Source organism: Nocardiopsis sp. iso_25, from assembly GCF_056173305.1.
Map to the genome: position 1 here is coordinate 6,457,613 of NZ_CM149667.1, position 24,007 is coordinate 6,481,619.

The 24,007-nt window shown below is 75.1% G+C and carries 17 protein-coding genes and 1 CRISPR repeat array; of the genes, 7 read left to right on the forward strand and 10 right to left on the reverse strand.

What is annotated here, in order from left to right:
• Window positions 1-123: 123 nt before the first annotated feature.
• The 3 genes from AC0VX6_RS27800 (at window position 124) to AC0VX6_RS27810 (ending at window position 4,659) form a co-directional block, all read left to right on the forward strand.
• On the forward strand, window positions 124-1,851 hold the full coding sequence (locus tag AC0VX6_RS27800) for an ABC transporter ATP-binding protein (protein WP_274978282.1): 1,728 nt from the start codon (window positions 124-126) through the stop codon (window positions 1,849-1,851).
• 105 nt (window positions 1,852-1,956) lie between these two features.
• Window positions 1,957-2,232, forward strand: coding sequence for a hypothetical protein (locus tag AC0VX6_RS27805; protein ID WP_475466862.1), 276 nt, complete (start codon window positions 1,957-1,959; stop codon window positions 2,230-2,232).
• A 238-nt stretch (window positions 2,233-2,470) separates the two neighbouring features.
• A CRISPR array of direct repeats spans window positions 2,471-3,840; the repeat unit is 29 nt; unit sequence GGGACCATCCCCGCGTGCGCGGGGAGCAC.
• A 255-nt stretch (window positions 3,841-4,095) separates the two neighbouring features.
• Window positions 4,096-4,659 carry a DNA-3-methyladenine glycosylase I gene (locus AC0VX6_RS27810; RefSeq protein WP_475466864.1) on the forward strand — a complete coding sequence of 188 codons (564 nt, stop codon included), beginning with the start codon at window positions 4,096-4,098 and terminating at the stop codon, window positions 4,657-4,659.
• 19 nt (window positions 4,660-4,678) lie between these two features.
• Here the strand turns inward: AC0VX6_RS27810 and AC0VX6_RS27815 are convergent, their stop codons facing one another.
• Complete coding sequence (locus tag AC0VX6_RS27815; protein ID WP_475466865.1) at window positions 4,679-6,289, reverse strand: ABC-F family ATP-binding cassette domain-containing protein; 1,611 nt, start codon at window positions 6,287-6,289, stop codon at window positions 4,679-4,681.
• Window positions 6,290-6,443: 154 nt separating this feature from the next.
• Between AC0VX6_RS27815 and AC0VX6_RS27820 the strand changes: the two genes are divergently transcribed.
• The 3 genes from AC0VX6_RS27820 (at window position 6,444) to AC0VX6_RS27830 (ending at window position 9,072) form a co-directional block, all read left to right on the forward strand.
• Window positions 6,444-7,061 carry a TetR/AcrR family transcriptional regulator gene (locus AC0VX6_RS27820; protein ID WP_475466867.1) on the forward strand — a complete coding sequence of 206 codons (618 nt, stop codon included), beginning with the start codon at window positions 6,444-6,446 and terminating at the stop codon, window positions 7,059-7,061.
• 169 nt (window positions 7,062-7,230) lie between these two features.
• Window positions 7,231-8,055: an NAD(P)H-binding protein gene (locus AC0VX6_RS27825; RefSeq protein ID WP_475466869.1), complete on the forward strand. Its 825-nt coding sequence runs from the start codon at window positions 7,231-7,233 to the stop codon at window positions 8,053-8,055.
• A gap of 237 nt (window positions 8,056-8,292) precedes the next feature.
• On the forward strand, window positions 8,293-9,072 hold the full coding sequence (locus tag AC0VX6_RS27830) for a TetR/AcrR family transcriptional regulator (RefSeq protein ID WP_248772745.1): 780 nt from the start codon (window positions 8,293-8,295) through the stop codon (window positions 9,070-9,072).
• 103 nt (window positions 9,073-9,175) lie between these two features.
• Here the strand turns inward: AC0VX6_RS27830 and AC0VX6_RS27835 are convergent, their stop codons facing one another.
• The 3 genes from AC0VX6_RS27835 to AC0VX6_RS27845 all read right to left on the reverse strand — a co-directional run bounded on the left by AC0VX6_RS27835 (window position 9,176) and on the right by AC0VX6_RS27845 (window position 12,422).
• A complete protein-coding gene (locus AC0VX6_RS27835) occupies window positions 9,176-9,868 on the reverse strand; it encodes a LuxR C-terminal-related transcriptional regulator (RefSeq protein WP_368045846.1) in 693 nt (230 codons plus the stop codon).
• 371 nt (window positions 9,869-10,239) lie between these two features.
• Window positions 10,240-11,448, reverse strand: a complete 1,209-nt coding sequence (locus AC0VX6_RS27840; protein WP_274975435.1) for a cytochrome P450 — start codon at window positions 11,446-11,448, stop codon at window positions 10,240-10,242.
• A gap of 32 nt (window positions 11,449-11,480) precedes the next feature.
• Window positions 11,481-12,422 carry a DUF6895 family protein gene (locus AC0VX6_RS27845; RefSeq protein WP_475466871.1) on the reverse strand — a complete coding sequence of 314 codons (942 nt, stop codon included), beginning with the start codon at window positions 12,420-12,422 and terminating at the stop codon, window positions 11,481-11,483.
• Window positions 12,423-12,726: 304 nt separating this feature from the next.
• Between AC0VX6_RS27845 and AC0VX6_RS27850 the strand changes: the two genes are divergently transcribed.
• The gene (locus tag AC0VX6_RS27850; RefSeq protein ID WP_274975437.1) at window positions 12,727-13,452 is read left to right on the forward strand and encodes a class I SAM-dependent methyltransferase; all 726 of its coding nucleotides are present in this window, start codon (window positions 12,727-12,729) and stop codon (window positions 13,450-13,452) included.
• 166 nt (window positions 13,453-13,618) lie between these two features.
• Here the strand turns inward: AC0VX6_RS27850 and AC0VX6_RS27855 are convergent, their stop codons facing one another.
• The 6 genes from AC0VX6_RS27855 to eda all read right to left on the reverse strand — a co-directional run bounded on the left by AC0VX6_RS27855 (window position 13,619) and on the right by eda (window position 23,895).
• On the reverse strand, window positions 13,619-17,275 hold the full coding sequence (locus AC0VX6_RS27855; protein ID WP_475466872.1) for an ABC transporter ATP-binding protein: 3,657 nt from the start codon (window positions 17,273-17,275) through the stop codon (window positions 13,619-13,621).
• Window positions 17,275-18,432 (reverse strand): lanthionine synthetase C family protein, encoded by a 1,158-nt coding sequence (locus AC0VX6_RS27860; protein WP_274975439.1) that lies wholly within the window; start codon window positions 18,430-18,432, stop codon window positions 17,275-17,277. The genes AC0VX6_RS27855 and AC0VX6_RS27860 overlap by 1 nt, the downstream gene beginning before the upstream one ends.
• Window positions 18,429-21,392 (reverse strand): lantibiotic dehydratase, encoded by a 2,964-nt coding sequence (locus AC0VX6_RS27865; RefSeq protein ID WP_475466874.1) that lies wholly within the window; start codon window positions 21,390-21,392, stop codon window positions 18,429-18,431. The genes AC0VX6_RS27860 and AC0VX6_RS27865 overlap by 4 nt, the downstream gene beginning before the upstream one ends.
• Window positions 21,389-22,417: an LLM class flavin-dependent oxidoreductase gene (locus AC0VX6_RS27870; RefSeq protein ID WP_475466875.1), complete on the reverse strand. Its 1,029-nt coding sequence runs from the start codon at window positions 22,415-22,417 to the stop codon at window positions 21,389-21,391. Before AC0VX6_RS27870 ends, AC0VX6_RS27865 begins: the two co-directional genes overlap by 4 nt.
• A gap of 213 nt (window positions 22,418-22,630) precedes the next feature.
• On the reverse strand, window positions 22,631-22,810 hold the full coding sequence (locus tag AC0VX6_RS27875; RefSeq protein ID WP_274975442.1) for a hypothetical protein: 180 nt from the start codon (window positions 22,808-22,810) through the stop codon (window positions 22,631-22,633).
• A gap of 452 nt (window positions 22,811-23,262) precedes the next feature.
• Window positions 23,263-23,895 carry a bifunctional 4-hydroxy-2-oxoglutarate aldolase/2-dehydro-3-deoxy-phosphogluconate aldolase gene (eda, locus tag AC0VX6_RS27880; protein ID WP_248772754.1) on the reverse strand — a complete coding sequence of 211 codons (633 nt, stop codon included), beginning with the start codon at window positions 23,893-23,895 and terminating at the stop codon, window positions 23,263-23,265.
• Window positions 23,896-24,007: the final 112 nt, after the last annotated feature.

Sequence of the window (24,007 nt, forward strand, 5' to 3'; positions counted from 1 at the left end):
GGGGAAGTAAGGGAGACCGGAAAAGGGGCGGGGGCCGTCGCAGGCGCGGGAGCCGAGGCGGGAACGGGAACCGGGCAGGTCGTCGGCGACGGGCACGGGGCACGCACCGGGGAGGAGGAACGGCTGCCGGTCGCGGAGCCCGCCCAGGCGCGCCGGGACGCCTGGCGGCTGGTGTCGGCCGACCGCGCGGGGCTGTCCGCGACGCTCGCGCTGACCTGCCTGGCCAGTGCGGCCGGGCTGGCCGGGCCCTACCTGCTGGGCCGGATCATCGACCTCCTGGAGGCCGGGCGGGCCACCGTCGCAGCGGTCGACGGGTTAGCCGCCGCCGTCCTGGCCTGCGCGCTGGCGCAGCTGGTGCTGACCCGGTACGCGCGGCTGGGCGCGTACCGCTTCGGGGAGCGGGCACTGGCGCGGCTGCGCGAGGAGTTCGTGGACCGGGCCCTGGCCCTGCCCGCCCGCGTGGTGGAGCGGGCGGGCACCGGGGACCTCACCAACCGGGCGTCCGGCGACATGGGGGTGATCGCGACGACCCTGCGCGGAGCCGTCCCCGAGGTGTTCCCCGCCCTGGTCCAGATCCTCTTCCTGCTGGCCGCGGTGTTCTGGCTGAGCCCGTCCATGGGTGTGCTGGTCCTGGTGGTCGTGCCCCCGCTCTGGTGGGCGCTGCGCTGGTACCTGCGCCGGTCGCGCGCCGCCTACCTGGCGGAGGGGGCGGCCGCCTCGACGGCGCTGGCGGGTGTGACCGCCACCGCCGAGGGCGGGCGCACCGTGGAGGCGCTGGGGCTGCGCCGGGGGCGGGTGGCCCGTACCGACCGCGACACGCTGGAGCTGTACGGGGCGCGGCGGCGCACCCTGCGTCTGAGATCGGTGCTGTTCCCCGTCGCCGACGTCGCGTTCTCCCTGCCCGCCGTGGTGGTACTGCTCGGCGGCGGCCTGCTCTACCTGGAGGGCGGGGTGAGCCTGGGGGTGGTGGTGGCCTGCTGCCTCTACATGCGCCAGATGGAGGAGCCCGCCACCGGGATCATGTACTGGGTGGAGCAGTTGCAGCGGTGCGGGGCGTCGTTCGCGCGGGTGCGCGGCGTGGGCCGGGTGGCGGCTCCGGTGGGCGCGGCCCCGACTCCCGCCGATGACCGGATCGAGGTCCGCGGCGCCCGCTACGCCTACACGGCGGGTACGGACGTCCTGCGCGGGATCGACCTGACGGTGCGGCCCGGCGAGCGGCTGGCGGTCGTGGGCCCCTCGGGAGCGGGCAAGACCACGCTGGGGCGGTTGCTGGCCGGGGTGGACGCGCCGGACTCGGGGAGCGTGCTGGTGGGCGGGGTGCCCGTGGCCGACCTGGACCCGGAGGAGCTGCGCCGCCGCATCGTCCTGGTCAACCAGGAGCACCACGTGTTCGCGGGGACGCTGCGCGAGAACCTGGCCCTGGCCTCGGAGGAGGACGACGACGCCGACCTGCTGTCCGCGTTGGAGGCGGTGGACGCGGACTGGCTGCGGGAACTGCCGGAGGGACTGGACACCCCGCTGGGCGCGGGCGGCACGGCGCTGGACGCTGCGGCGGCACAGCAGCTGGCCCTGGCCCGGGTGGTGCTGGCCGACCCGCACACGGTGGTGCTCGACGAGGCCACCTCGCTGCTGGACCCCACCACCGCCCGGGCGGCGGAGCGCTCCCTCGCGGCGGTGCTGGAGGGCAGGACGGTGATCGCGATCGCGCACCGGCTGCACACCGCGCACGACGCCGACCGAGTGGCGGTGGTGGAGGACGGCCGGATCACCGAACTGGGCGCCCACGACGAACTGGTGGACGCGGGAGGCGCCTACGCGGCCCTGTGGAGATCCTGGCACGGCACCACCTGAGCCCTTGAACACGGAGGCCCGTGGAGACCACAGTGGAGCGACGCCGTGCGCCCCTCACCGACTCACAGCTTGAAGACCACCACGCGGTCACCGCAAAGTTGGTCCATGTCGTCCTTGTCGGAGGTGAAGACGGTGACGGGCTCCTTCACCAGCCTTCCGAAGAGGATCGCGTTTCCGGACCAGTTCGGCATGGCGGCGCTCGATCTCACGGTGCTCAGCCTCGGACTCGGCGAGTTCCTCATCGGTGATCGCACCGTATTCGGACTCCCACCATTCAACGTACTCGTGGAGCCGGTCGCGCTCGTGCTGACGCTCGACGGCCTGAGCAACGTAGCGGCTGAACCCACCGGGACCCACCTCGGCGCGGATGGCTTCGGCTAGTTCCTCCGGAAGGGTTACCAGGTACTTCCTAGTTGCCATAGCGCGAACCGTACCTCTCACTCTGAAAGGTGGCGGTTAATTTTTCGTGAGCCTAATGAGCGGGTTCCTCACCGTTGGAGTTTTCGAGAATCCCCGGACGCGGAGCGTCCGTGTCGGTCAAGAACGCTCCTTCCGGCTCAAGCCCGCCCCGCGTGCGCGGGGAGCACCCCACGAGGGCGGAGGCCACTTGCTTAGGGCTGGGACCATCCCCGCGTGCGCGGGGAGCACTCCAGGAGCTGGGCGAGCCACACACGGTCCGGGGGACCATCCCCGCGTGCGCGGGGAGCACTCGTCGCCGGTCATACCCGACGTGTAGCGCCAGGGACCATCCCCGCGTGCGCGGGGAGCACCGGGAAACCCTGTACCCGGTGGTGGCCGACCGGGGACCATCCCCGCGTGCGCGGGGAGCACAAGGTCTCCCTCCAGCTCATGCAGGACTCCGCGGGACCATCCCCGCGTGCGCGGGGAGCACACCACCGCCAGCGACCCGGCGCCCGCCAGGTCGGGACCATCCCCGCGTGCGCGGGGAGCACATCGACGGCGTCACGCCCGAGCAGATCACCGAGGGACCATCCCCGCGTGCGCGGGGAGCACCGAACACCTGGTGGAGACGCTGCGGCGGGCGTGGGACCATCCCCGCGTGCGCGGGGAGCACTGCCCCGAGGGGCAGCACCGGCACAGGCCGGGGACCATCCCCGCGTGCGCGGGGAGCACAGCTTCAAGGGCGGTCAGCGCATGGCCGAGCTGGGACCATCCCCGCGTGCGCGGGGAGCACGTGGAGGAGCCCGCGCTGCTGACCCTGGGGCAGGGACCATCCCCGCGTGCGCGGGGAGCACCTCCTGGGGCGGTGGCGGCCCGGGCGGACCCGGGGACCATCCCCGCGTGCGCGGGGAGCACTCGGGCAGCACAGCCCCACCCGACGCGCGGTCGGGACCATCCCCGCGTGCGCGGGGAGCACCATTGACGTTGTCCGCCATGTCCCCTCCTGGGGGGACCATCCCCGCGTGCGCGGGGAGCACCGAGGCCGGACAGGACAGTCTGCGCACGAGGGGGGACCATCCCCGCGTGCGCGGGGAGCACGCGACCGTGCCCAGCAGGCCGGGTGAGTTCTTGGGACCATCCCCGCGTGCGCGGGGAGCACGCCAGGTGTGCCAGACGTTGGACGTCGCCCATGGGACCATCCCCGCGTGCGCGGGGAGCACCGCGTACAGCACCACCTGGTCTGCAGCCGGAAGGGACCATCCCCGCGTGCGCGGGGAGCACCGGAGCGAAGGTACCTGAGGGGCACACCAATGGGGACCATCCCCGCGTGCGCGGGGAGCACTCATTCGCCCCCCTCGCCCCGGTGGCGGGTGGGGGACCATCCCCGCGTGCGCGGGGAGCACCTGGTCCTGGGCCGCTTCCGCCACGCCACTCTGGGACCATCCCCGCGTGCGCGGGGAGCACCTCTTCGTCGCTGCCCGTGGTGTAGCCCTGCGGGGACCATCCCCGCGTGCGCGGGGAGCACGGGCAAGAAGAACGCCGCCGCCCTGAACCGGGTGGGACCATCCCCGCGTGCGCGGGGAGCACAGTCACTGACCTGGAAACTTACCAGCGGCAAGCAGCCAAATTTCCAACTTCCCGAGAAACAGACATTTCACCCACAGAGCCAGGTCCGAACCGACCCATGGTTTCACACACAGGACCGGCGGACTCGCCCCATTGCCCAGGACCGCGACCAGCGAGACACCCGCACAACGCACCCAGACCGGAGGCCACCCCCGGAGTGTCGCCGACCTGCGGCACCATGGAGGCGACCACCGCCGCCGGCCCCGAGGAGCTGCCATGTCCGACCAGCGCTGTGCCTGGGCCCGGGGGTCCTCCGAGCTGATGCGGGACTACCACGACCACGAGTGGGGCAGGCCCTCCCGCGACGACGCGCACCTGTTCGAGATGCTCGTCCTGGAGGGAGCGCAGGCCGGGCTGTCCTGGTCCACCGTGCTCAACAAGCGGGAGAACTACCGGCGGGCCCTGGAGGGCTTCGACCGGGACCGGATCGCACAGTACGGCCAGGAGGACACCGACCGGCTCCTCCAGGACGCCGGGATCATCCGCAACCGGCTCAAGGTGGCCTCGCTCCCCCGCAACGCCCGGGCCTTCGGGGGCGTGCGCGAGGAGTACGGCACCTTCGCGGCCTACCTGTGGGGCTGGGTGGACGGAACCCCCGTGGTCAACCGCTTCGCCGAACCCTCCGAGGTCCCGGTGAGCACCCCTCTGTCGGACCGGGTCAGCAAGGACCTGAAAAAGCGCGGTTTCACCTTCGTGGGCACCACCATCGTCTACTCCTACCTCCAGGCCGTGGGCGTGGTCGACGACCACCTGGTCGCTTGCCCGGCCAAGCCCTCCTGAGCCCCGCCGCCGTCCCCGGTCAGTCGGCCCCGGACGCCTCCACCGGGGCGCGCCCGCGCTCGGTTCGCCACCAGCGGCTTACCCCGACCTCGCGCAGGAACGCGTGGTCGTGGCTGGCCACCAGCAGGGCGCCCCGGTAGTCCGCGAGGGCCTCGGCCAACTGCCGCTGGCTGTCCAGGTCGAGGCTGTTGGTGGGCTCGTCCAGCACCAGCAGCCGGGGCGGCTCGTCCGCCAGCAGCAGCCGGGCCAGCGCCACCCGGAACCGCTCGCCGCCGGAGAGGTCGCCCGCCCTCTGCTCCACCCGGTCCCCGCGGATGAGGAAGCGGGCCAGACCGGCCCGCACCCGGTGCGGCGTGGCGGAGGGCGCCGCCGCGCGCACGTTGTCGAGCACGCTCAGGCCGTCGTCCAGCACGTCCAGCCGCTGCGGCAGGTAGCCGATCCGGTCGGCGGCGTGCACCACCTCGGCCTGCGGGTGGCGCCCCCGGCCGACCACCGCCCGTAGCAGGGTGGTCTTGCCGGACCCGTTGGGCCCGACCAGCGCCACCCGTTCGGGCCCGCGCAGGTACAGCCGCCCGCCGCCCGGGGTGACCAGCTCCAGGACGCCGTGCCCGGCCGGGACCTCGGTTCCGGGCAGGGCGATGCGGATGGCGTCGTCGTCGCGGACGGCGTCCTCCGCCCGGCCCAGCTCCTCCCTGGCCCCGACCAGTTTGGCCTCCTGCATGATGCGGTGCTTGCCTGCCGCCACCTGGGCGTCGCGCTTGCGCTGCTTCATGACCACGCGGGGCTCGCGCTTGGTGTCGTACATCTTCTTGCCGTAGCGAACCCGCCTGGCCAGCTTGACCTGGGCGTCGGCGAGCTGGCGCTTCTCCCTGCGCACGTCGGCCTCGGCCACGCGCACCATGCGCCGGGCCGCCTCCTGCTCAGCGGCGAGCTGCTCGGTGTAGGCGGAGTAGTTGCCGCCCCACACGCGCATCCTCCCTTCCCGGAGTTCGGCGATCTGGTCGACGCGTTCCAGGAGTTCGCGGTCGTGGCTGACCACGACGAGCACCCCCTGCCAGGAGGCGACCGCGTCGTGGAGCCGCTCCCGGGCGCGGCGGTCCAGGTTGTTGGTGGGCTCGTCCAGCAGGGTGACGGCGGGGCGGCGCAACGCCAGCCCCGCGAGCCCGACCAGCACGGCCTCCCCTCCGGAGAGGGTGCCGACGGGGCGGTCCAGCGGGCCGTCCCCAACCAGGGCGACGCCGAACCGTTCGAGCTGGGCCAGGGCGCGCTCCTCCACGTCCCAGTCCTCGCCGACGGCGGCGAAGTTCGCCTCGGTGGCCTCGCCCTCCTCGATGGCGTGCAGCGCGGCGCGGGCCCGGTCGACGCCCAGCAGTTCGGCGACGGTGCGGCCGGTGTCCAGGGTGAGCCCCTGGTCCAGGTAGCCGACGTCGCCGTCCACGGACACCGCGCCCGACGCCGGGGTCAGCCGCCCCGCGACGAGGCGGAGCAGGGTGGACTTGCCGCTGCCGTTGCGGCCGACCAGCCCGGTCCGCCCGGCACCGAAGGCGGCGTCCAGGCCGGTCAGGACGGGCGTGCCGTCGGGCCAGGCGAAGGACAGTCCCGTGCAGACGACGGAGAAGGCAGAAGACATGCGGACCTCTCGATGGTGGTGGAGAACTGCCGGGGACCCTGGGTGCGGCGGAATCGGCCCATCGTGATCTCCTCCTTCGAGAGAGCTTGATGCGACTGTTGTCGCGATAAGGAGCATGGCACACGAAGAGAGCAAATGCAACTAGAGTTGCGTTATGACCTCTGACACGGGAACTCCGGGCGCCGCCAGACCCGGCGGCCGCACCGCGCGCAACACCGCCGCCGTACTCCAGGCCACCCTCGACGAACTGGGCGAACACGGCTACGCCGGACTCACCGCCGAACGCGTCGCCACCCGCTCCGGCGTACACAAGGCCACCGTCTACCGCCGCTGGGGAGGGGTGGACGGACTCCTGTCCGCGGCGCTGGAGTGGTCCACCACCCGCGACTGGGAGCCCGAGCGCACCGGCTCCCTGCGCACCGATCTGCGGGCCCTCAACGCGACCGTGCTGCACGGCTTCACCGAGGCCCCCGAGGGCGCGATGTCCGCGGCCTCCATCGCGGCCGCTTTCGCCTCCCCGCGCGTGGCCGGGGCACTGCGCGTGTTCATGGCCGACCGCCACGCGCGCGCCGCCGTCCTGGTGACCGAGGCCGTCGCCCGGGGCGAGGCCCCCGAGGGCACCGACGCCGAGGAGGTGGTGCGCTCGGCGATCGCACCGGTCTACTACCGCCTCTTCGTCAGCCGCGAACCCGTCACGTCCGCCGACCTGGACCTGGGCGCCCTGGTCACCGCCGAGGCCGCCGCCCGGGGCGCCTTCGTCCGCGCGTCCTGACACCGGCGCCGCCCGGGCCCGAGCGCCCTGGACCGAACGCGAAGGCACGCTGACGCCCAGGGTTTCGCGCTCCTCCTCGGACACCCGGGCCGCCCTTGCGCACTGTTCCCGTACGCCGTACTGTACGCCTTACGGAAACCAGAATCCCCCACTGAACGGATGGAGAGCCATGACCTTCCTCGTCGCCGGAGCCACCGGCAACGTCGGCCGCCACGTCGTCGGGCAGCTGCTTGACGCCGGGCACCCCGTACGCGCGCTGACCCGCTCCCCCGGCCGGGCCCGCCTGCCCGAGGACGCGCAGGTCGTCGGCGGCGACCTCACCGACCCGGACGGCCTCGCCCCGCACCTCGAAGGGGTCACGGGGCTGCACCTGATCACCTTCGGCGGGGACGACTACAGCCCCCTCACCTCGGCGCCGCGCCTGGTCGAACTCGCCGCGAAGGCGGGCGTGCGCAGGGTGTCGGTGCTGTGCGACTTCTATCCGGGACCGGTGGAGGAGGCCCTGGCCGCGAGCGGCCTGGCCTGGACCCTGCTCCAGCCGGTCGAGTTCATGGCCAACACCCTGGAATGGGCCGGCTCCGTGCGCGCGGAGGGCGTGGTCCGGGAGGTTCGCACCACGCCGAGCGCCCTGGTCCACGAGGCGGACATCGCCTCCGTGGCGGTCACCGCCCTCACCGGGGACGGCCACGGCGGCCGCGCCTACCCCCTCACCGGTCCCGAGGCGCTGACCCCGGCGGAGCGGGTGGCCGTGCTCTCGCGCGGGATCGGCCGCGAGGTCGGGATGGTCCGCCTCACCCTGGAGGAGGAGGCCGAGCGGCTGCGCGCCCTGGGCCACGACGAGGAGTACGTGGCCTTCGGCCTCCAGCTGGCCACCGACCCGCCCGAGGTCGGCACCAGGGTCCAGGACACCGTCGAGCGGGTCACGGGCAGGCCCGCGCGCACCTTCGCCGAGTGGGTCGCGGAGAACGCGGACGCCTTCCGCCCGCGGGACTGACCGCGGGACGACGGTCCTGATGACACCCCCGGCGGACGCCTTCCGCCCTCGGGCCTGATCCGCAGGCCCGACCCGCGGACCGCCGCGTCCGGCCGGGGCGCTCCCCCGGCCGGACGCGGTCCGGCCCTGCCGAACCCCCCGACGCCCCGGCCTCCCCCGCGACGCCCCGCTGCGGGGTGTGCGCCCGTGGAACACGCCCTAGACTGGCCGGACACCGGACCGAGAGCAGGACGGCCGATGCCCACGCAGTACACCAAGAGCGGCGACCCCGCGCGCAGTCTCGCCCTGCTGTGGCGGACCCAGGAGCCCGTCAGCCGCCGCAACAAACCGGACCTGAGCGTGGACCGGATCGTGGCCGTGGCCTCGGAGATGGCCGACACCGACGGGCTCGCCGCGCTGTCCATGCGCAAGGTCGCCGAACGCCTGGGCGTGGGGACCATGTCCCTGTACACCTACGTGCCCGGCAAGGGCGAGCTGGTCGACCTCATGCTCGACGCCGCCTACGCCGACATGTACGCGGACGGCGAGCGCCCCGAGCACTGGCGCGAACGGCTTAGCGCGGTGGCGTACGCGAACTGGCGGCTGCTCCTGCGCCACCCCTGGATGCTCCAGACCCCGCGGGGCCGCCTCCTGGGCCCCCACCTCATCGCCAAGTACGAGTACGAGCTGTCCGCCGTGGACGGCCTGGGCCTGTCCGACGTCGAGATGGACTCCACGGTCAGCCTGGTCAACAGCTACGCGGAGGGTGCCGCCAGCCAGGCCGCTGCGGTCAGCGAGACCGAACGGGCCACGGGGATGACGGACGGCCAGTGGTGGAGCACCCACGGCCCGCTGCTCGCCGCGTTCACGCGGGACAGCGACTACCCGCTCGCCTCGCGGGTGGGCAGCACGGTGGGCAGGGAGCACAGGACGGTCTACTCGTCCGACCACGAGTTCGCGTTCGGTCTCGAACGCGTCCTGGACGGCGTCCGGGTCCTGGTGGAGTCGCGCTCCGCCCGGGGCGCGGAGGAGTCCTGAGGAACGGGGCACCCGGGGTCAGGGGGTCGCGCGGCGGCCCTCCACCGGCACCGCGCGTCTGGTCGGCCGACCCTCCCGCCTCCGGCGGCGGACGCCGACCGCGCTAGACCACCGCGTCCCCGCCCCGGACGGGGACGAGTCCGCTCCGGAAGGCCCAGACCACCAGCTGGACGCGGTTGCGCAGTCCCCGTTTGGCCAGGACGCTGGACACGTGTGACTTGATGGTCGTCTCGGACAGTCCGAGGACCCCGGCGATCTCGGCGTTGCTGGCGCCGGTGGCGACCAGCGCGACCACGTCCTTCTCGCGGTCGGTGAACTGCTCCTTCCAGCACGAGTCCGGGTCGTCCGCCCCGACGCACACCGCCGCCTCGTAGCGCACGAACTCCTCCACGACCGTGCCGACCACGGCCGGATCGAGCACGGTGTGCCCCTCCCGGAGCGAGCGCACGGCGTCGGTGATGACGGACATGTCGCTTCCGGTGAGGATGTAGCCGCAGGCACCGGCCCGCAGGCAGCTGACGAGGTTGTCCCTGTCGTTGGGCACCGCCAGGGCGAGGACGCGAACGCGGGGGTCGTCCAGCTCCGAGAGCTCGCGGACCACCTCGTTCCCCCTCTCCCCCAGCGCCGCCATGTCGACGACGGCCACGTCGGGACGGAGCTGCCGTGCCCTGGCCACCGCCGCTCGCAGGTCGCCGGTCGTTCCGACCACCTTGATGTCTTCCGTCGCTCCGAAGGCCGTACACAGTCCCAGCCTCACTACGTCCTGGTCACCGATAATCAGTACGCGGGTAATCAGTTGACCTGTCCCCTTTTCGTGCGAAACCTCCGGGGCGTGGGGGCGGGGGAACCCGGAGTTGTCCATTGGAAAGAAGCCAGCCGTCCTTAAATCCCCGATACCTTACAGACAAACCCTTCGCCCTTGGCCGCATGTGGCCAGCGGAGAATAAAACCGAAAAAAACGGTCACGGCCCGTGTTCACGGAGCACAGAGGTCCGAGCATCGCGCCGGGATCCTCATTTCCTGCCCCGCGGGCAATCGCGCCCGGGCAGGCCGCACTGTTCCCGGAGGCTTCGAGCCGTAACCATTTCCTTTTCCATAGGATATCGCCGTGGGTATCGGACGGGGAATTCCCCTCTTTCTGGAATCCCGTCCCCAAAGGACGGCTCCTCATCCGCCCCAGGCGACCGGAAGGGAGTGCACCCCGTAGACGGCGGAGGTGTCGCGCATACGAACGCTGTGCGGCGGGACGGCCAGGCGCAGGTCGGGTATCCGCCGGAACAGCGTGCCGTACCCCAGCCGCAGTTCCGTCCGGGCCAACTGGTGGCCCAGGCAGTGGTGGGCGCCCAGGCCGAAGGCCAGGTGCATGGGGCGCTCCCGCCCCGGGTCGAGCACGTCGGGCCCGGGGAAGGCCCGCGGGTCGCGGTTGGCGGCGGACAGGGAGACCACGACCGCCTCCCCCGCCCGGACGCGCTCCCCGCGCACCTCCAAATCCTCGCGTGCCACCCGCATCGCCCCGAACTGCATGATCGTCAGGTAGCGCAGCAGCTCGTCCACCAGCCGCGCCATCGGCTTCGGGTCGGTGCCGGTGAGCGCCCCGCGCCACGGCCCGGGGTGGGTGAGCAGGGCGAACGCGCCCAAGGCGAGCATGCTCGCCGTCGTCTCGTGCCCGGCGACCAGCAGCAGGAAGGCCATCGCCGCGACTTCCCCGTCCGTCAGGTCCGGGGCGTCCAGCAGCCCGCTGAGCAGGTCCTCCCCCGGTTCGCGGCGCTTGCGGCGCACCAGCTCGGCCAGGAAGGCGTTGAGGTCGGCGAGCGCCGCCGAGACCCGCTCCCGGGGCTGTCCCACGTCGAAGGCGACCGCCGTGTCGCACTGGAACCGCTCGCGCTCCCCGTAGGGCACACCGAGCAGCTCGCAGATGACCAGTGACGGCAGCGGCAGGGCGTAGTCGGCCACCAGGTCGGCGGGCGCGCCCGCCGAGAGCATGCGCTCCACGTGCTCCTCGGCGATCTCCCCGATGCGCGACTCCAGCAGGAGCATCCGCCGCCGGGTGAACTGCCCGGCCAGGCGTCTGCGGTAGCGGGTGTGCTCGGGCGCGTCCATCCGCACGAAGAAGCCGGGCGCCGCCGGAGGCGCCGGAGCCTGCCCCGGCGGCGGGACGCGGATGTCCTGCCGCGCGCTGAAGCGCTGGTCCACCAGGACGTCGCAGGCCAGCTCGTAGTCGGTCACGAGCCACCCCTCCGTCCCGTCGGGCAGGGCCAGCCGGGTGATCGGCGACCTCTCGCGCAGTTCGGCGAAGCGGGGCGGCGGGTCCAGGGCGTGCTCACGCGCGGTGGGCAGGCTCACAGGGCACGCCGACGGTGTCGGGGCGTCGGCCATGGACGTGCTCCTCTCGTCGCGGGGGCCCGCGCTCACGGGCGCGCGGACGCCCCGGCGTGTGCGGCGGCCATCGCGGTGACCAGGGTCGTGTGGTAGCAGGTGCGGAAGACGTAGGCGGTGGCCCGCTCCCCCGTGCGCCCGGCCAGGACCCCGGCGTCGAAGGGCGGGCCGGGCAGGGAGCCGTCGGGGCGCTGGGCCCCGGCCAGCCGCTCCCAGGCGCGCCGTTCCAGCGCGAAGGGCCCTCCTCGGACGATCCGCGCGCACAGGAGCAGTTCGGCGGCCAGGTCCAGGTGTCCCTCGTCCAGGTAGGCGCGCAGCAGACCGTCGAGCACACGCCCCGTGCGCGCGGCGTTCCCCGGCAGCGGCCGGGCCCCGAAGTCGGTGGCGTACAGGACGGCGTGCGTGACCCCGTAGGCGTCGTACTCGCCGGTGCCGCCCGCGTGCTCGGCCAGGCAGGCCTCGTAGAGCGGCGCGGCGCCGGGCAGGTCCGCGGGGGCGGCGAGCCCGGCCAGGTCGAGGATGTGGCGCAGTTCCAGGGCCAGGACCGGTGAGGCGCCCGCGCCGGGCAGCCGCGGGGGCCGCCGCCCGGCGGAGGCTCGGGCGTCGGCGAGGGGCCCGTCCGCCGGACGGCCCAGGTCGGCCAGCAGCGCCGCCGTCCACAGCCGGTAGGGCGGGTTCTCGCCCTCCCCGCCGGTGGTGGTCGCGGCGACCGCGTCCCGGGCCAGGTCAGCGGCGGCGCGCTCCAGTTCCGCGGCTCCGGGCGGGGCCGGGTCCGTCCGGCGCAGGAGGCGGCAGAGCATGAGCAGCTCCATGACGGTGGACCCGGCGAAGTCGCGCGGCGGGAAGTGGTCGTCCCAGCGCGGCCCGAACCACTCGGCGTGGTCGGTGAGCCAGGCCAGGGCCGCGTCCAGGACGCCGGAGGCGGTGCTCGCGTCCGTCCGGGCCGTCGCGCCCGTCCCGCCGGTGGCGGCCATCGGTCCTCCCCGTCGTGCGCCGGGCGGGTCCCGGCGGTCTCCTCTTCCCTGCCGACGCTCCCGACACTAGGTCGGCCCCGCGCACGGCGCCTCGGTCCGGAGGAGGAAATACGCGCCCCTCCCGCGGACCGGCCGGGGCCGTCCGGGCGGCGGAGCCTCCTACCTGGGGAGGAGGATGAGCGAGAATGTCCGGGAATCGCGCCGGGAAGGGCGTCGGGAAGCGGTGTGGGGCCCCGGGTCGCGGGTAAGTTGAAGCCCGCGTTCACGGAGAGCGACCATCGAGCGACACTGGAGTGGGGACGGTATGGGAGACATCGACCTGGCGCTGATCGGGGACCTGTACCGCAGGTACCGGGACCCCCTGGCGAAGGTGCGGGACGCGCAGCGCGAGTTCCTCCGGCGCACGCGCGGACGGATGACGCCGCAGCTGGACGACCTGGAGGCGGAGATCACCTACCTGCTGCTGCGCGAGACGCGGCCGGACACGGTGATGGAGCTGGGGACCTTCCACGGCTGGTCCACCACGTGGATCCTGTCCGCGCTGCGCGACAACGGCGGGGGGACGCTGCACTCCTTCGACATCGTGGACAACGTGGTGGCGAACGTGCCCTCCGAGCTGTCCCTGGGGCGGTGGGAGTTCCACAAGGGCGACGTCCGCGAGAACATGTCCCAGGTCCCCGAGGGGATCGGTTACCTGTTCGTGGACGCCGCGCACAACGGGCGGTTCGCCAGGTGGTACCTGGAGGCGCTGTTCCCGCGCGTGGCCCCGGGGACGCCGGTCAGCGTCCACGACGTCTTCCACGGCAAGCGGGCCCTGCCCTTCACCGAGGGCGCCGTGGTGCTGTCGTGGCTGCGCGAGAACGGCACGGACTTCTTCACCCCCTCCCGCAAGAAGGCCCCCGCGCCCTACACCGCCCTCCTGGAGCTGCGGGAGGACCTGGGGCTGGGTGAGCCGGTGCGCACCAGCACCGACAACCCGATGATCTACTTCCGGATGCCGCAGCACCGGGGCGCCCGAACCGGGAACTGAGGCGTCCGCGCCGGGGCGCGGAGCGCCTGCTCCGGGCCGGGTCCCGGGCCGCGCGCACGGCGCCCCGGCGCGACGGAGCGCCCCCGCCGAGCAGGGCCCCGGAGCCGCGCACGCCGGTGACGCCACGGGGTGACGGGGCACCCGCGCCGGTCGGGGCCGCCCGGTCTCAGACCGGCACCGGCCCCGCCCCGCTGCTCCGCCACAGGCGGGCGTAGACGCCCCCCGACGCCGACAGCTCCCCGTGCGTGCCCGTCTCGACCACCCGCCCGCCGTCGAGCACCGCGATCCGGTCCGCGCGGGCGGCCGTCGCCAGGCTGTGGGTGACCACGAAGGTCGTCCTCCCCCGGGACAGACGGTCCATCGCCGTCAGCACGGCGCGCTCGGTGCCCGGGGCCAGCCCCGCGGAGGGCTCGTCCAGCAGCAGCACGTCGGGGTCCACCAGCTGCGCCCGCGCCAGCGCGACGAGCTGGCGCTGCCCGGTGGACAGGCCGCGCCCGCGCTCGCCGACCGGGTGGCGCATCCCCCGGGGCAGGGCCGCCACGGCGTCCAGGGCGCCGACCGCGCGCACGGCCTCCTCCACCTCGCGGTCGCCCGCCCCGGGGCGTCCGTAGCGCACGTTGTCCGCGACGGTCCCGGTGAACAGGTGGGGCTCCTGGGGGACCACGCCGAGTCTGCGCCGGTGCTCGGCCGGGTCGAGGTCGCGCACGTCCGTCCCGTCCACCAGGACCGCTCCCCGGTCGGGGTCGTGGAAGCGGGCGATGAGCCTGACCACGGTGGACTTCCCGGCGCCGGTCCCGCCGACCAGCGCCACGGTCTCGCCCGGGTCGGCGGACAGGGTGATGTCGGCCAGGGCGGGCCCGCCCGCGCCGGGGTAGGTGAAGCCGACCCCCTCCAGGCGCACCCGGCCGCCGCCCCGCCGGACCGGTGCGGGGACCGCCCGCCGGGAGGCCGCGGCGGTGGGCGGCGTGCGCAGCAGCCCGCCGATGCGGTCCACGCCCACGCGCGCCTGCTGGTAGCTGTCGAAGACCACCGACAACTGCTGGAACGGGGCGTAGAACATCCCCAGGTAGAGCAGGAACGCGGTCAGGACGCCCACCGACAGGGTGCCCTCCGCCACCCGGTACGCACCCGCCCCGAGGACGGCGGCGGTGGACACGTCCCCGAGCAGGGTGACGAACGGGAAGTACAGGGCGATGTGGCGCTGGGCGGTCAGCCGGGTCCTGCGGTAGCGGTCGGACAGGGCGGCGAAGCGCTCGCTCGCGCCGTCCTCGGCCCCGGCCGCCTGGGACTCGCGCGCCCCCGCCACCTGTTCCTGGAGGTCGGCGTTGACCTCCCCGATCCGTTCCCGGGACAGGTGGTAGGCCAGCGACACGCAGCGGCGGAAGTACAGGGTCGCGGCGAGCAGCACCGGCAGGACCGCCAGGGCGACCAGGGCCAGGCCCGGGTCCAGCAGCAGCATCGCCGCGACCATCCCCAGCACGGTGGCGCCGTTGACCACGACGATGGTCAGCCCGCTCTCCACGAACGTGGACAGCGCGGTGACGTCGGTGGTCATGCGGGTCATGGTCCCGCCGCCGCGCTCGCGCTCGTGGAAGTCCACGCCGAGCCGGTGCAGGTGCCGGAAGACGCGCAGGCGCAGGGCGTACAGGGCGCTCTCCCCGGTCCGGGTGACCACGCGGGGCTGGAGGGCCAGAACCCACCAGTTGACCGCCACCAGGGCCAGGGCCGCCGCGCCCACCGACGCGACCACGCCCGCGTCGCCGGAGGCGACGCCCCGGTCCAGGCCCCAGCGCAGCACCACGGGCAGGGCGGTGGTGGCCAGGGCGTCGGCCAGGACCAGCAGGACGGCGAGCGCCAGCAGGGCCCGGACGGGGGCCAGCACCCGGCGGACGCCGAAGCGCGCTCCGGGCTCCTCCGGCGGCGTGCGGTCCAGGCGCCCGGCGGGGCGGTCGTCGGCGGCGGGCAGCGCCGCCTCGTCGGGGTCGGCGGTCTCCGGCACGGGTTCGGGCCACAGGGGGGAGCCGCCCCCGTCGGAGGTCGGGGCCGGCTCCTCGACGCCGCCCCCGTCCCCGGCGCACAGCCGCGTGAAGAGCGGGCAGCGCCGGGTCAGTTCCGCCTCGGTGCCCACGTCCACCACCCGGCCGCCGTCGAGCACCGCGATCCGGTCGGCGAGGGCGAGGGTGGACCTGCGGTGGGCCACGAGCAGGACGGTGCGGTCGGCGGTGACGTCGGCGAGCGTGGCGACCATGGCGGCCTCGGTGGCGGCGTCCACGGCCGAGGTGGCGTCGTCCAGCACCAGGACGCGGGGGTCGCCCAGGAGCGTGCGGGCCAGGGCCACGCGCTGGCGCTGGCCGCCGGACAGGGTCAGGCCGCGCTCGCCCACGGGGGTGTCGTAGCCGTCGGGGAGCGCGCGGACGAAGCCGTCGGCCCCGGCGGCGCGGGCCGCCGCGCGGACCTGCTCGCGGGTGGCGTGCGGGCGTCCGTACGCGATGTTGTCGGCGACCGTGCCGGAGAACAGGAACGGCTCCTCGAAGGCCACGCCGACCGCGGCGCGCAGCGAGCGCAGGCGCAGCGAGCGCACGTCCACCGCGCCGCCGGGAGGGCCGATCCGCACGGCGCCGCCGGTGGTGTCGTAGAAGCGGGGCAGCAGCAGCGAGACGGTGGACTTGCCCGACCCGGCGGGGCCGACCAGCGCCAGGGTCTCGCCGGGGCGCACGCGCAGGGACAGCCCGTCGAGCACGGTGGAGTCGCGGGTGTAGCCGAAGCGCACGCCGTCCAGCTCCACGCCGACCGGCCCCTCGGGCACGTCGGCGGCGTCGGGCGCGTCGGTGACGTCGGGGCGGGAGTCGGCGAGGTCGAACACGCGCAGGGCCGCGGGCCGCACGAGCTGGGCGCTCATGACCAGGTTGGACAGGGACGCCGACGGCGCGGTGAGGGTGACCATGTACCCCGAGAAGGCGACGAGGGCGCCCAGGGACACCTCGCCGCGCGCGACCAGCCACGCGCCCGCCACCAGCACCGCGGCCTGACCGAGGTAGGGCAGCACGCCGAGGGTGGCGCTGGGGGCCGCCTGCATGCGGGCCACGCGCATGCGCTCGCCGAACAGGCGGGCGGCGAGGTCGGCCAGGCGCCGGGTCTCGCGCTCCTCCTGGCCGAAGGCCTTGACGACGCGGACGCCGGTCACGGTCTCCTCGACGTGCTGGGCGATCTCGGCGGCGCGGCGCTGCACGGCCATGGTCGCGGGCGGCATGCGCCTGCTGACCCGCGCCGTCACCACGACGAAGGAGGCCACGACGGCCGCGGCCACGACGGTGAGCGCGGGGGAGAGCCACAGCATCGCGGAGAAGGCGAACACGATGAGCACGAGGCCGCCCAGGGCCTGCGGCGCGGTGGCCAGCAGCCCCTGGACCAGTTGCAGGTCGGTGTTCGCGCGCGACATCACCTGGCCGGTGCGCAGGGTGTCCTGTCTGCCGCCGTCGAGCCGCTGGACCGAGTCGAACACGGCCGTGCGCAGGTCGTGCTGGACGCCCAGGGCGAGCTTGCCGGACAGGAACTGGCGGGCGAACGCCCCGGCGAACTGGAGCGCGGCGGCCCCCAGCAGGGCGAGGGCGAGCACGCCGATCCGGTCCGTGCGCCCCTGGACCGCGTCGTCCACGGCGATCTGGGCGGCCAGCGGGGCCAGCGCGGTCAGCCCGGTCCCCAGGACGGCCGCAGCGGCCACCCCCGCGGTCAGCCCCGGGTGGCGGCGGCAGGCGGACAGCAGCCGCAGGACCCAGTGGCGGCCCCGGTCGGCGGGCGCTTCGGTCGGCGGGGAGCCGGGCATCAGACCTCCGGTGTGACGGGGCGCGCCAGGACGAGCTGCTCCCACGCGGGCCGCGTCCCGGTGGCCGCGTACAGCAGTGCCAGGGCCACGCCCGCGTCCCCTTCGAGGAAGGAGGCGTCGCGGATCATCCCGGCGGGGTTGAAGTAGGTCAGCGGCCCTTCGGCGCGCCGCTCGGCGAGCCAGCCGGTCCAGCGCCGCACGCACTCCAGCCCCTCGGACAGGCCGTGGTCGTCGTGGGCGCGGCGGCCGAACCAGACCAGTCCGGCGGCGCCGTGGCACACGCACCCGTCCGTGATCCCGCAGTCGCGCTCGGGCCGGGTGGCGACCGCCAGGGCGGTGGCGCGGGCCAGGTCGGCGTCGCGCGGGTCCCCGGTGACCCCGGCGGCCGCGGTCAGGGCCAGGGCGATGCCGGGGTCCCCCGAGCACCAGGTGGCGCGGGCGGGCGTGTAGCGCGTCTCGACCCGGTGCGGGAAGACGGCGTGGGAGAAGTCGCCGCGCTGGGCGCGCAGCCAGCGCACGGAGTCGTCGAGCAGCGGGCGTGCGCGCGGGGCGGCGGCCGTCCCGGCGGCCGAGGCGAGGTAGGACACCAGTCCGGCGGTGCCGTGGGCGGCGCCGAGCACCCGGCAGCCCGCGGACTGGTCGGCGCGGCGCGCCGGTGAGTCGCCCAGGCGCAGGAACAGGCCGTCGTCGTCGCGTTCGGCGCGCTCCTCGACCACGTCCAGGACGCCGGAGGTGGCCTTGTCGCGGAACCCGGCGTCGGGGTGGGCCAGGGCGTAGGCGCCCAGGCCCAGCACGCCCATGGGCAGGTCGACCTCGCCCTCGGCGGGGTAGTCGGCGATCCACCGCAGGACCGCGTCGTCCACGGCGCCCAGTCCGGACGGCTCCGTGCCGCGCTCCCGGGCGAGCCGGAGCGCGGTCCACCCGGCCTGGGCGGCGCCCCGGTAGAGCCAGGGGCCGGTGCCGCCGCCGGAGCGCAGCAGGCCCATCGCCCCGTGGAAGGCGTCCTCCGCGCGGTGGTCCTCGCCGAGGGCGCGGGCGAACTCCATCCGGGCCACGGCCTGGTCCAGCAGCAGCGGGAACGTGGGGTTCTCGCGCACATGGGCGTCCGTGTCGGCCAGGAACCGCCGCGCCAGGTCCAGCGTGTCAGCGTCGTTCATCGCTTCTTGCCCTCCAGTGCGTGCAGGCGGCGCAGGTGGCGCCGGGCGAGTTCGTGCGCCAGGTACTCCATGCGCACCGCGTCGAAGGCGAAGGTCCGGTTCAGGTGCAGGTGCAGCGCCGACCCGAACACCGACCACCGGCCGCGGGTCCCGGTGCCGGGCTCCAGGGCGGCGGCCAGCGCGCCCAGGGCCTTGGCCACGTCCTCGTCGGGTCGGACCCCCTCCACGTGGGCGCGCAGGGCGGACTCGTGCGCGCGGGCGAACTTGCCGAGGCGGTTGCCCTCGCGGGTGGGGGACACGTCCAGGCCGCCCTGGCACGCGCGCAGGAACGCGTCGCGCTCGTCGGAGGCGGCGAACAGTTCGGTGCACCAGTGGGCGACGTCGGCGACCGCCCGGTAGAGGCGGGCGGACTCGTCGGCCAGGTCCGGCAGCGCGGCGGCGACGCGGTCGCTGGAAGCGGTGAACAGCTCCTCGGCCGCCCGCAGGCCCTCGGTGCCGCCGTAGCGCGCCACCTCGGGCACGTACTCGTCCAGGACGACCCGGCTGACCAGGCCCTCGGCGGCCAGCCGGGCTCCGAGGGCGTCCACGGCGGTGAGCACGCCGGGCCGCGCGGCGGGTCCGGCCGGGCGGACGCGCACCCGCACGTGGTAGCCGTCCCCGTCCTGGTAGCGGAGGAAGAACCACTGGTCGGCCCGCCCGGCGGCGCGCAGGTCCGTGGAGAGCCGGTGGGCGCGCGACACCACCCGGTCGGCGGTGGCGTGCCCGCAGTACAGGCGCGCGTAGACCCAGGCCCGGCCGTGGCCGCGGTCCAGGAGGGCCGTGCCCGCGCCGGTGCCGGGCGGCTCGCGCAGGACGGGTCCGGTGGGCACGACCACCTCGGCGACGTGGCCCCCGCCGGGACCGCGCACGGCGGGCGCCTCGGCCTGGGGCATCTCCACGAAGGCGGTGTCGCGGTCTCCGGCGCGCGCCAAGGCGGCGCGCACCGAGGCGTCCTCGCGCAGGTCCACGGGGAGCACGTGGTCGTACTCGCCGGTGCCCACCCAGGTGCGCCCGCCCAGGCCGGGCAGGCGGTCGCGCAGTGCGGCGGCCGGGGAGGGCGCGGACAGGACCGCGGCGACGTCCCCGGGACGCAGCAGCCAGCGCTCGGGGGTGACCACGACCCGGCCGCAGGTGACGCGCGGCAGGTGGGGCAGACGGGCCAGCGGGCCCCACGACCAGCCCGCTCCCCCGGACGTGGCCAGGTGGCCGAGCACCGCGTAGACCGGGTCCAGGCCGTGGAAGTCGACGTTGTGGGCGGTGTTGAGCTCCACGAGGACCGGTCGGCCGGTGCGGGAGTCGCGCAGCCGGAATCCGTCCGGGCACAGGCGCAGGAGCAGCCGGTCCAGGTGCAGGGTGCCCCCGTGGGCGCCGGTCAGGGCGATGGTCTCGTCCAGCAAACGGGGGCGCACCAGGACGTTGCCGATGCGTCCGCCCGGGTGGTAGACGAGTTCGGCGTGCAGGGGCTCCTCCGCCGCGTCCTCGGCGCGGTACCGCTCGCGGGCGCGGTCCACCTGCTCCCGGGCGCGGTCGGCCACGGCGGGGCGGTGGAGGCCGAACCGGGCCACCAGGGCGTGGGGGGCGCGGCCGACCCCGCCGACGAGCATGCTGTGCGGTCCGTCGTGGGAGGCCGGGTCGGCGTCGCCGAGCAGGACGGCCAGCAGCGCGCGGGAGCCGTCGGTGTCGGCCTCGGGCAGGTGGGCGATGTCCACGGAGCCGCCGTCGAGGTGGCCGCCGTCGGCGGTCCAGCGTCCGAGCAGGTCGAGCAGCTCGGGTTTGACGGTGGGCTCGGCGGGGCGGGAACCGGTGCGCAGGCCCGCCCTCGCGGCGAGTTCGGAGGCGCCGCGCTGAGCGGGCCGCAGCACGCCCGACTCCAGGTCCAGCGCGCTCAGCAGCGGCACCTCGGCGTCCTCGAAGCGCTGGGCGAAGGCGGCGCGGAAGGAGGCCGTGTCGAAGCCGGGGCCGCCTCCGGGGGAGGAGAGGGCGGCGAGGCGGCGCACGGCGGAGCGCAGGTCGGCGACGGTGCGCCGGTCCAGGCTGGCGGCGCGCATGGCGAGTTCGGGGTGCAGGTCGAAGCGTTCGGCGTACCTGGTCCGGGCCAGGGCGGGCGCGTGGTCGGCGGCGCGGTCCCATGCGGTGTCGAGCCGGTCGCGCAGCCCCGGCTCGAAGGGGCGCTCGCCGGCGGCGTCGGTCAGCAGGACGCGCACGGCGGCGGCCCGGTCGCGGTCGCCGACGGCGTCCAGGAGGCGCACGGCCCGGTCGGCGGGCTCGTCGCCGGGGGCGATCAGGCCGTCGGAGGGCTGGAGCAGGCCCCTGTCCCGCAGGCCGCGCACGAAGGTGCGCAGGCGGTCGGGCTCCACGCCGGGCAGCCGCTCGGCGAGCGCGTCGGCGAGGTCGGCGGCGTTCGTCTCGGCGCCGCCGAGGACCTCCAGGGCGGTGTCGATGGCCTCGGTGCGCCGCACGCTCACCACGGCCGCGGTGGCGTCGCCCGGAGCGGCGAAGCGCACGGCGGAGGGGCCGACGCGGGCCAGGGGGTTGAGGCGCAGGGGGACGCGGTCGGGGTCGGCGGCGGCGAGGGCGTCGGCGACCGTCTCCTCCAGGGCGCGCACGTCCACGCGCACCCGCACGCGGTGCCGGTCGCGCCGGTCGGCCTCCAGGTCGCGGCGGTCCCCGACCGTCAGCGGCGCGGTTCCGGCGAACAGTCCGTAGGGGGTGGCGCGCCCGCCCATGCGCGCGAGGTAGCGCAGCAGGGTGGCGCGGGCGCGCTCCTCGGACGCGGACGCGGTGCGCAGGTGGGGGTCCGCGGCCAGGTCGACGGCCATGGCGGCGACGGGGTCGTGGACGTCGCCCGCGGCGACCATGCGGGCGGACTCCTCGACGCTGAGCAGGGGTACGCGGACCAGGCCGAAGTCCGATCCGCTCACCGGGCACCGCTTCCCGTGGCGGCGGCCCCGGCGGGAAGGGGCCCGTCTGCGGGCGCAGGACGGCCGGTGGGTGTGGTGGTGCCATCGGAGGCGGCGCCGTCGGGAAGGGCCGCGGCCCCGGCGGGGGAGGCCGCGCGGCGGCGCACGGCGGCGAAGACCTCCTCCACGGCGCGCAGGTGGTCCCCGGGGTCGCTGGACAGCTCGGTGACGACCGCCTCGTCGGCGCCGGTGATGGCCAGGACGCGGTGCACGGCTTCGGCGCACTGGTCGGCCGTGCCCGCGCAGTTGACCCGCACGCCCTGGCGCAGGCTGTCGGCGCGCGCCGCGGCGGGGTCGTCGTTGGCGACCAGGGCCAGGGCCACGGCCGTGCGTCCGCCGGGGCGGGCCGCGCGGTAGGCCCTGAGCGTGCTGACGCAGGCGTCCACGTCGGTGTTGAAGAACAGGGCGTGGCAGTAGTGGGTGCCGGTCCTGGCCGCGATCTCGGCGGAGCGGTTCCCGGCGCCGTGCGACCAGAGCTGGAACCCGGTGTCCACCGGATCGACCCATTCGGCGCCCCCGCGCAGGAGGGCGACGGTCGCGTCGATGACGGCGCCCACGTCCTGTCCGCGTTCTCGCAGGTGGGCGAGGTCCTCGGCCGCTCCCCCGCTCACGTCGCCCCGGCCGAACCCGACGTCGAGGCGGTCGGGGCAGAAGTGCGCGGCGGCGGCGACGTCCTCGGCGGTCAGGTGGGGGTCGCGGATCCTGGACAGCGTGACGGCGGTGCCCACCCGCACGCGCCGGGTGTGGCTGCCCAGGACGGCGGCCAGCAGCAGCGGGTTGGTGCTGGGCACGCCGGAGGCGTGGTGCTCGGGCAGCCAGACGCGGCTGTAGCCCAGGCGCTCGGCGAGCAGGGCCGAGGCGAAGGCGGTGTCGCGCTTGTCCCGGACGGGTCGGCCCTCGGTCAGGTCGAGGTACTCCAGCAGGCCCAGCGGCGGCGCGGCGTCCGGCGGCGTCTCCTCGCGGTCCTGCGCTGTGTCGTCGTGCATGGGGGCTGCCTCCTCGGCCGGGTCCGCGCCCGCGGAGCCGCGCTCGCGGAAGGGACGGGGAACACCTGTGGATGTGCCGCGGGGCGGCGGTCGCCGAGCGGCCGCCGCCCCGGGCCTGGTCGTGCCGGGCCGCGGTGGTTCAGGGACGGGGTTCCACCGTCACGGACGGCCGAGTGCCGTCCACGGCCTCTGTGGGGACTGCGGGTCCACCCCCTAGCAGGAGACGGTGTTGGCGCTCGGGCAGGGGGTGCCCCAGCAGGTGGTGCCGAAGGTGATCGGGCCGGGGGCCTCGGCGCCGCTGTTCTCGACGGACCGGCCCGAGCCCGGGGTCTCGAAGGTCTCGGCGTCGACGTCGAGGTTGATCTCGGGGCGGTTGCTGGCGGAAACGGCCATGGGAATGCCTTTCTCGGAACACGGCGACCGTTTTGTCGGTAACGCCTGTTGCGAAATACACATTAGGCTCCGGCCGCGCCGCGGTCTTCATTCACGCGGACCATTTTCCCCTCCTCCTTCGGGACGGGTCCGCGGCCTTCCGCGGGACGACCCCCCGTACCCGGGTGCGGGGGTCGCGCAAAGGAGGCCCCCACCCGAAGGAGGGCCGCGAATGCCCGCGATCCGGGAAACGGACCCGCTTCCACCTGCTTTTATCCCTGACCCGACCGACACGGCGACTGCGGCGCCGCCGCCCGCGGTCGGGGCCGCGCCGCCCCGCGTCTCCGCCCCGGGGAGGAGACGCGCCGACCCGAGACGGAAAACCCGGATAACAGCAGAAAGCCGTAAAAATAACCCGGAAAAGGGGAAAACCCCGGCCGCCGATACGGCGGCCGGGGTTGGGGCGAAAAGCTCTAGAAAGCCGCCGCCTCCCTGGCCAGACCGGTGATCCGCTCCCACTCCCCCGCCGCCACCAGGTCGGCCGGGGTCAGCCAGCTGCCGCCCACGCAGCCCACGTTGGGCAGCGCGAGGTAGGCGGGGGCCGAAGCGACGGTGATGCCGCCGGTAGGGCAGAACCGCACCTGGGGCAGGGGGCCCGCCAGCGACTTCAGGAACGCCGCGCCGCCCGAGGCCTCGGCCGGGAAGAACTTCATCTCCGTCACCCCGCGCTCCAGGAGCGCCAAGGCCTCGGAGACGGTGCCCACGCCGGGCAGGAAGGGCAGGCCCGTGTCGGACATGGCCGACGCCAGCCGGTCGGTGCACCCCGGGCTGACCAGGAAGCGCGCTCCCGCCTCGGCGGCCGCGGCCGCCTGGTCGGGGGTGGCCACGGTGCCCGCGCCGACCACGGCCTCGGGCACCTCGGCGGCGATCCGCGCGATGGCCTCCAGCGCGGCCGGGGTCCGCAGGGTCACCTCGATGCCCGGCAGGCCGCCCGCCACCAGCGCGCGGGCCAGCGGCACGGCGGAGTCGGCGTCCGAGACGACCACCACCGGCATCACCGGGGCCAGGTCGAGGATGTCGGCGCCCGAACGGGGGTTCGTCGTCATGTCGTGTCTCTCCAGGGTCGTTCGAAGGTCTGGGGTGGGCGCGCCGCGGCCGCGGGGGCGTGCGTGGCGGGTGTCCGCCGCGCGCCCCCGGGCCGGTCCCCCGGCGCGCCCG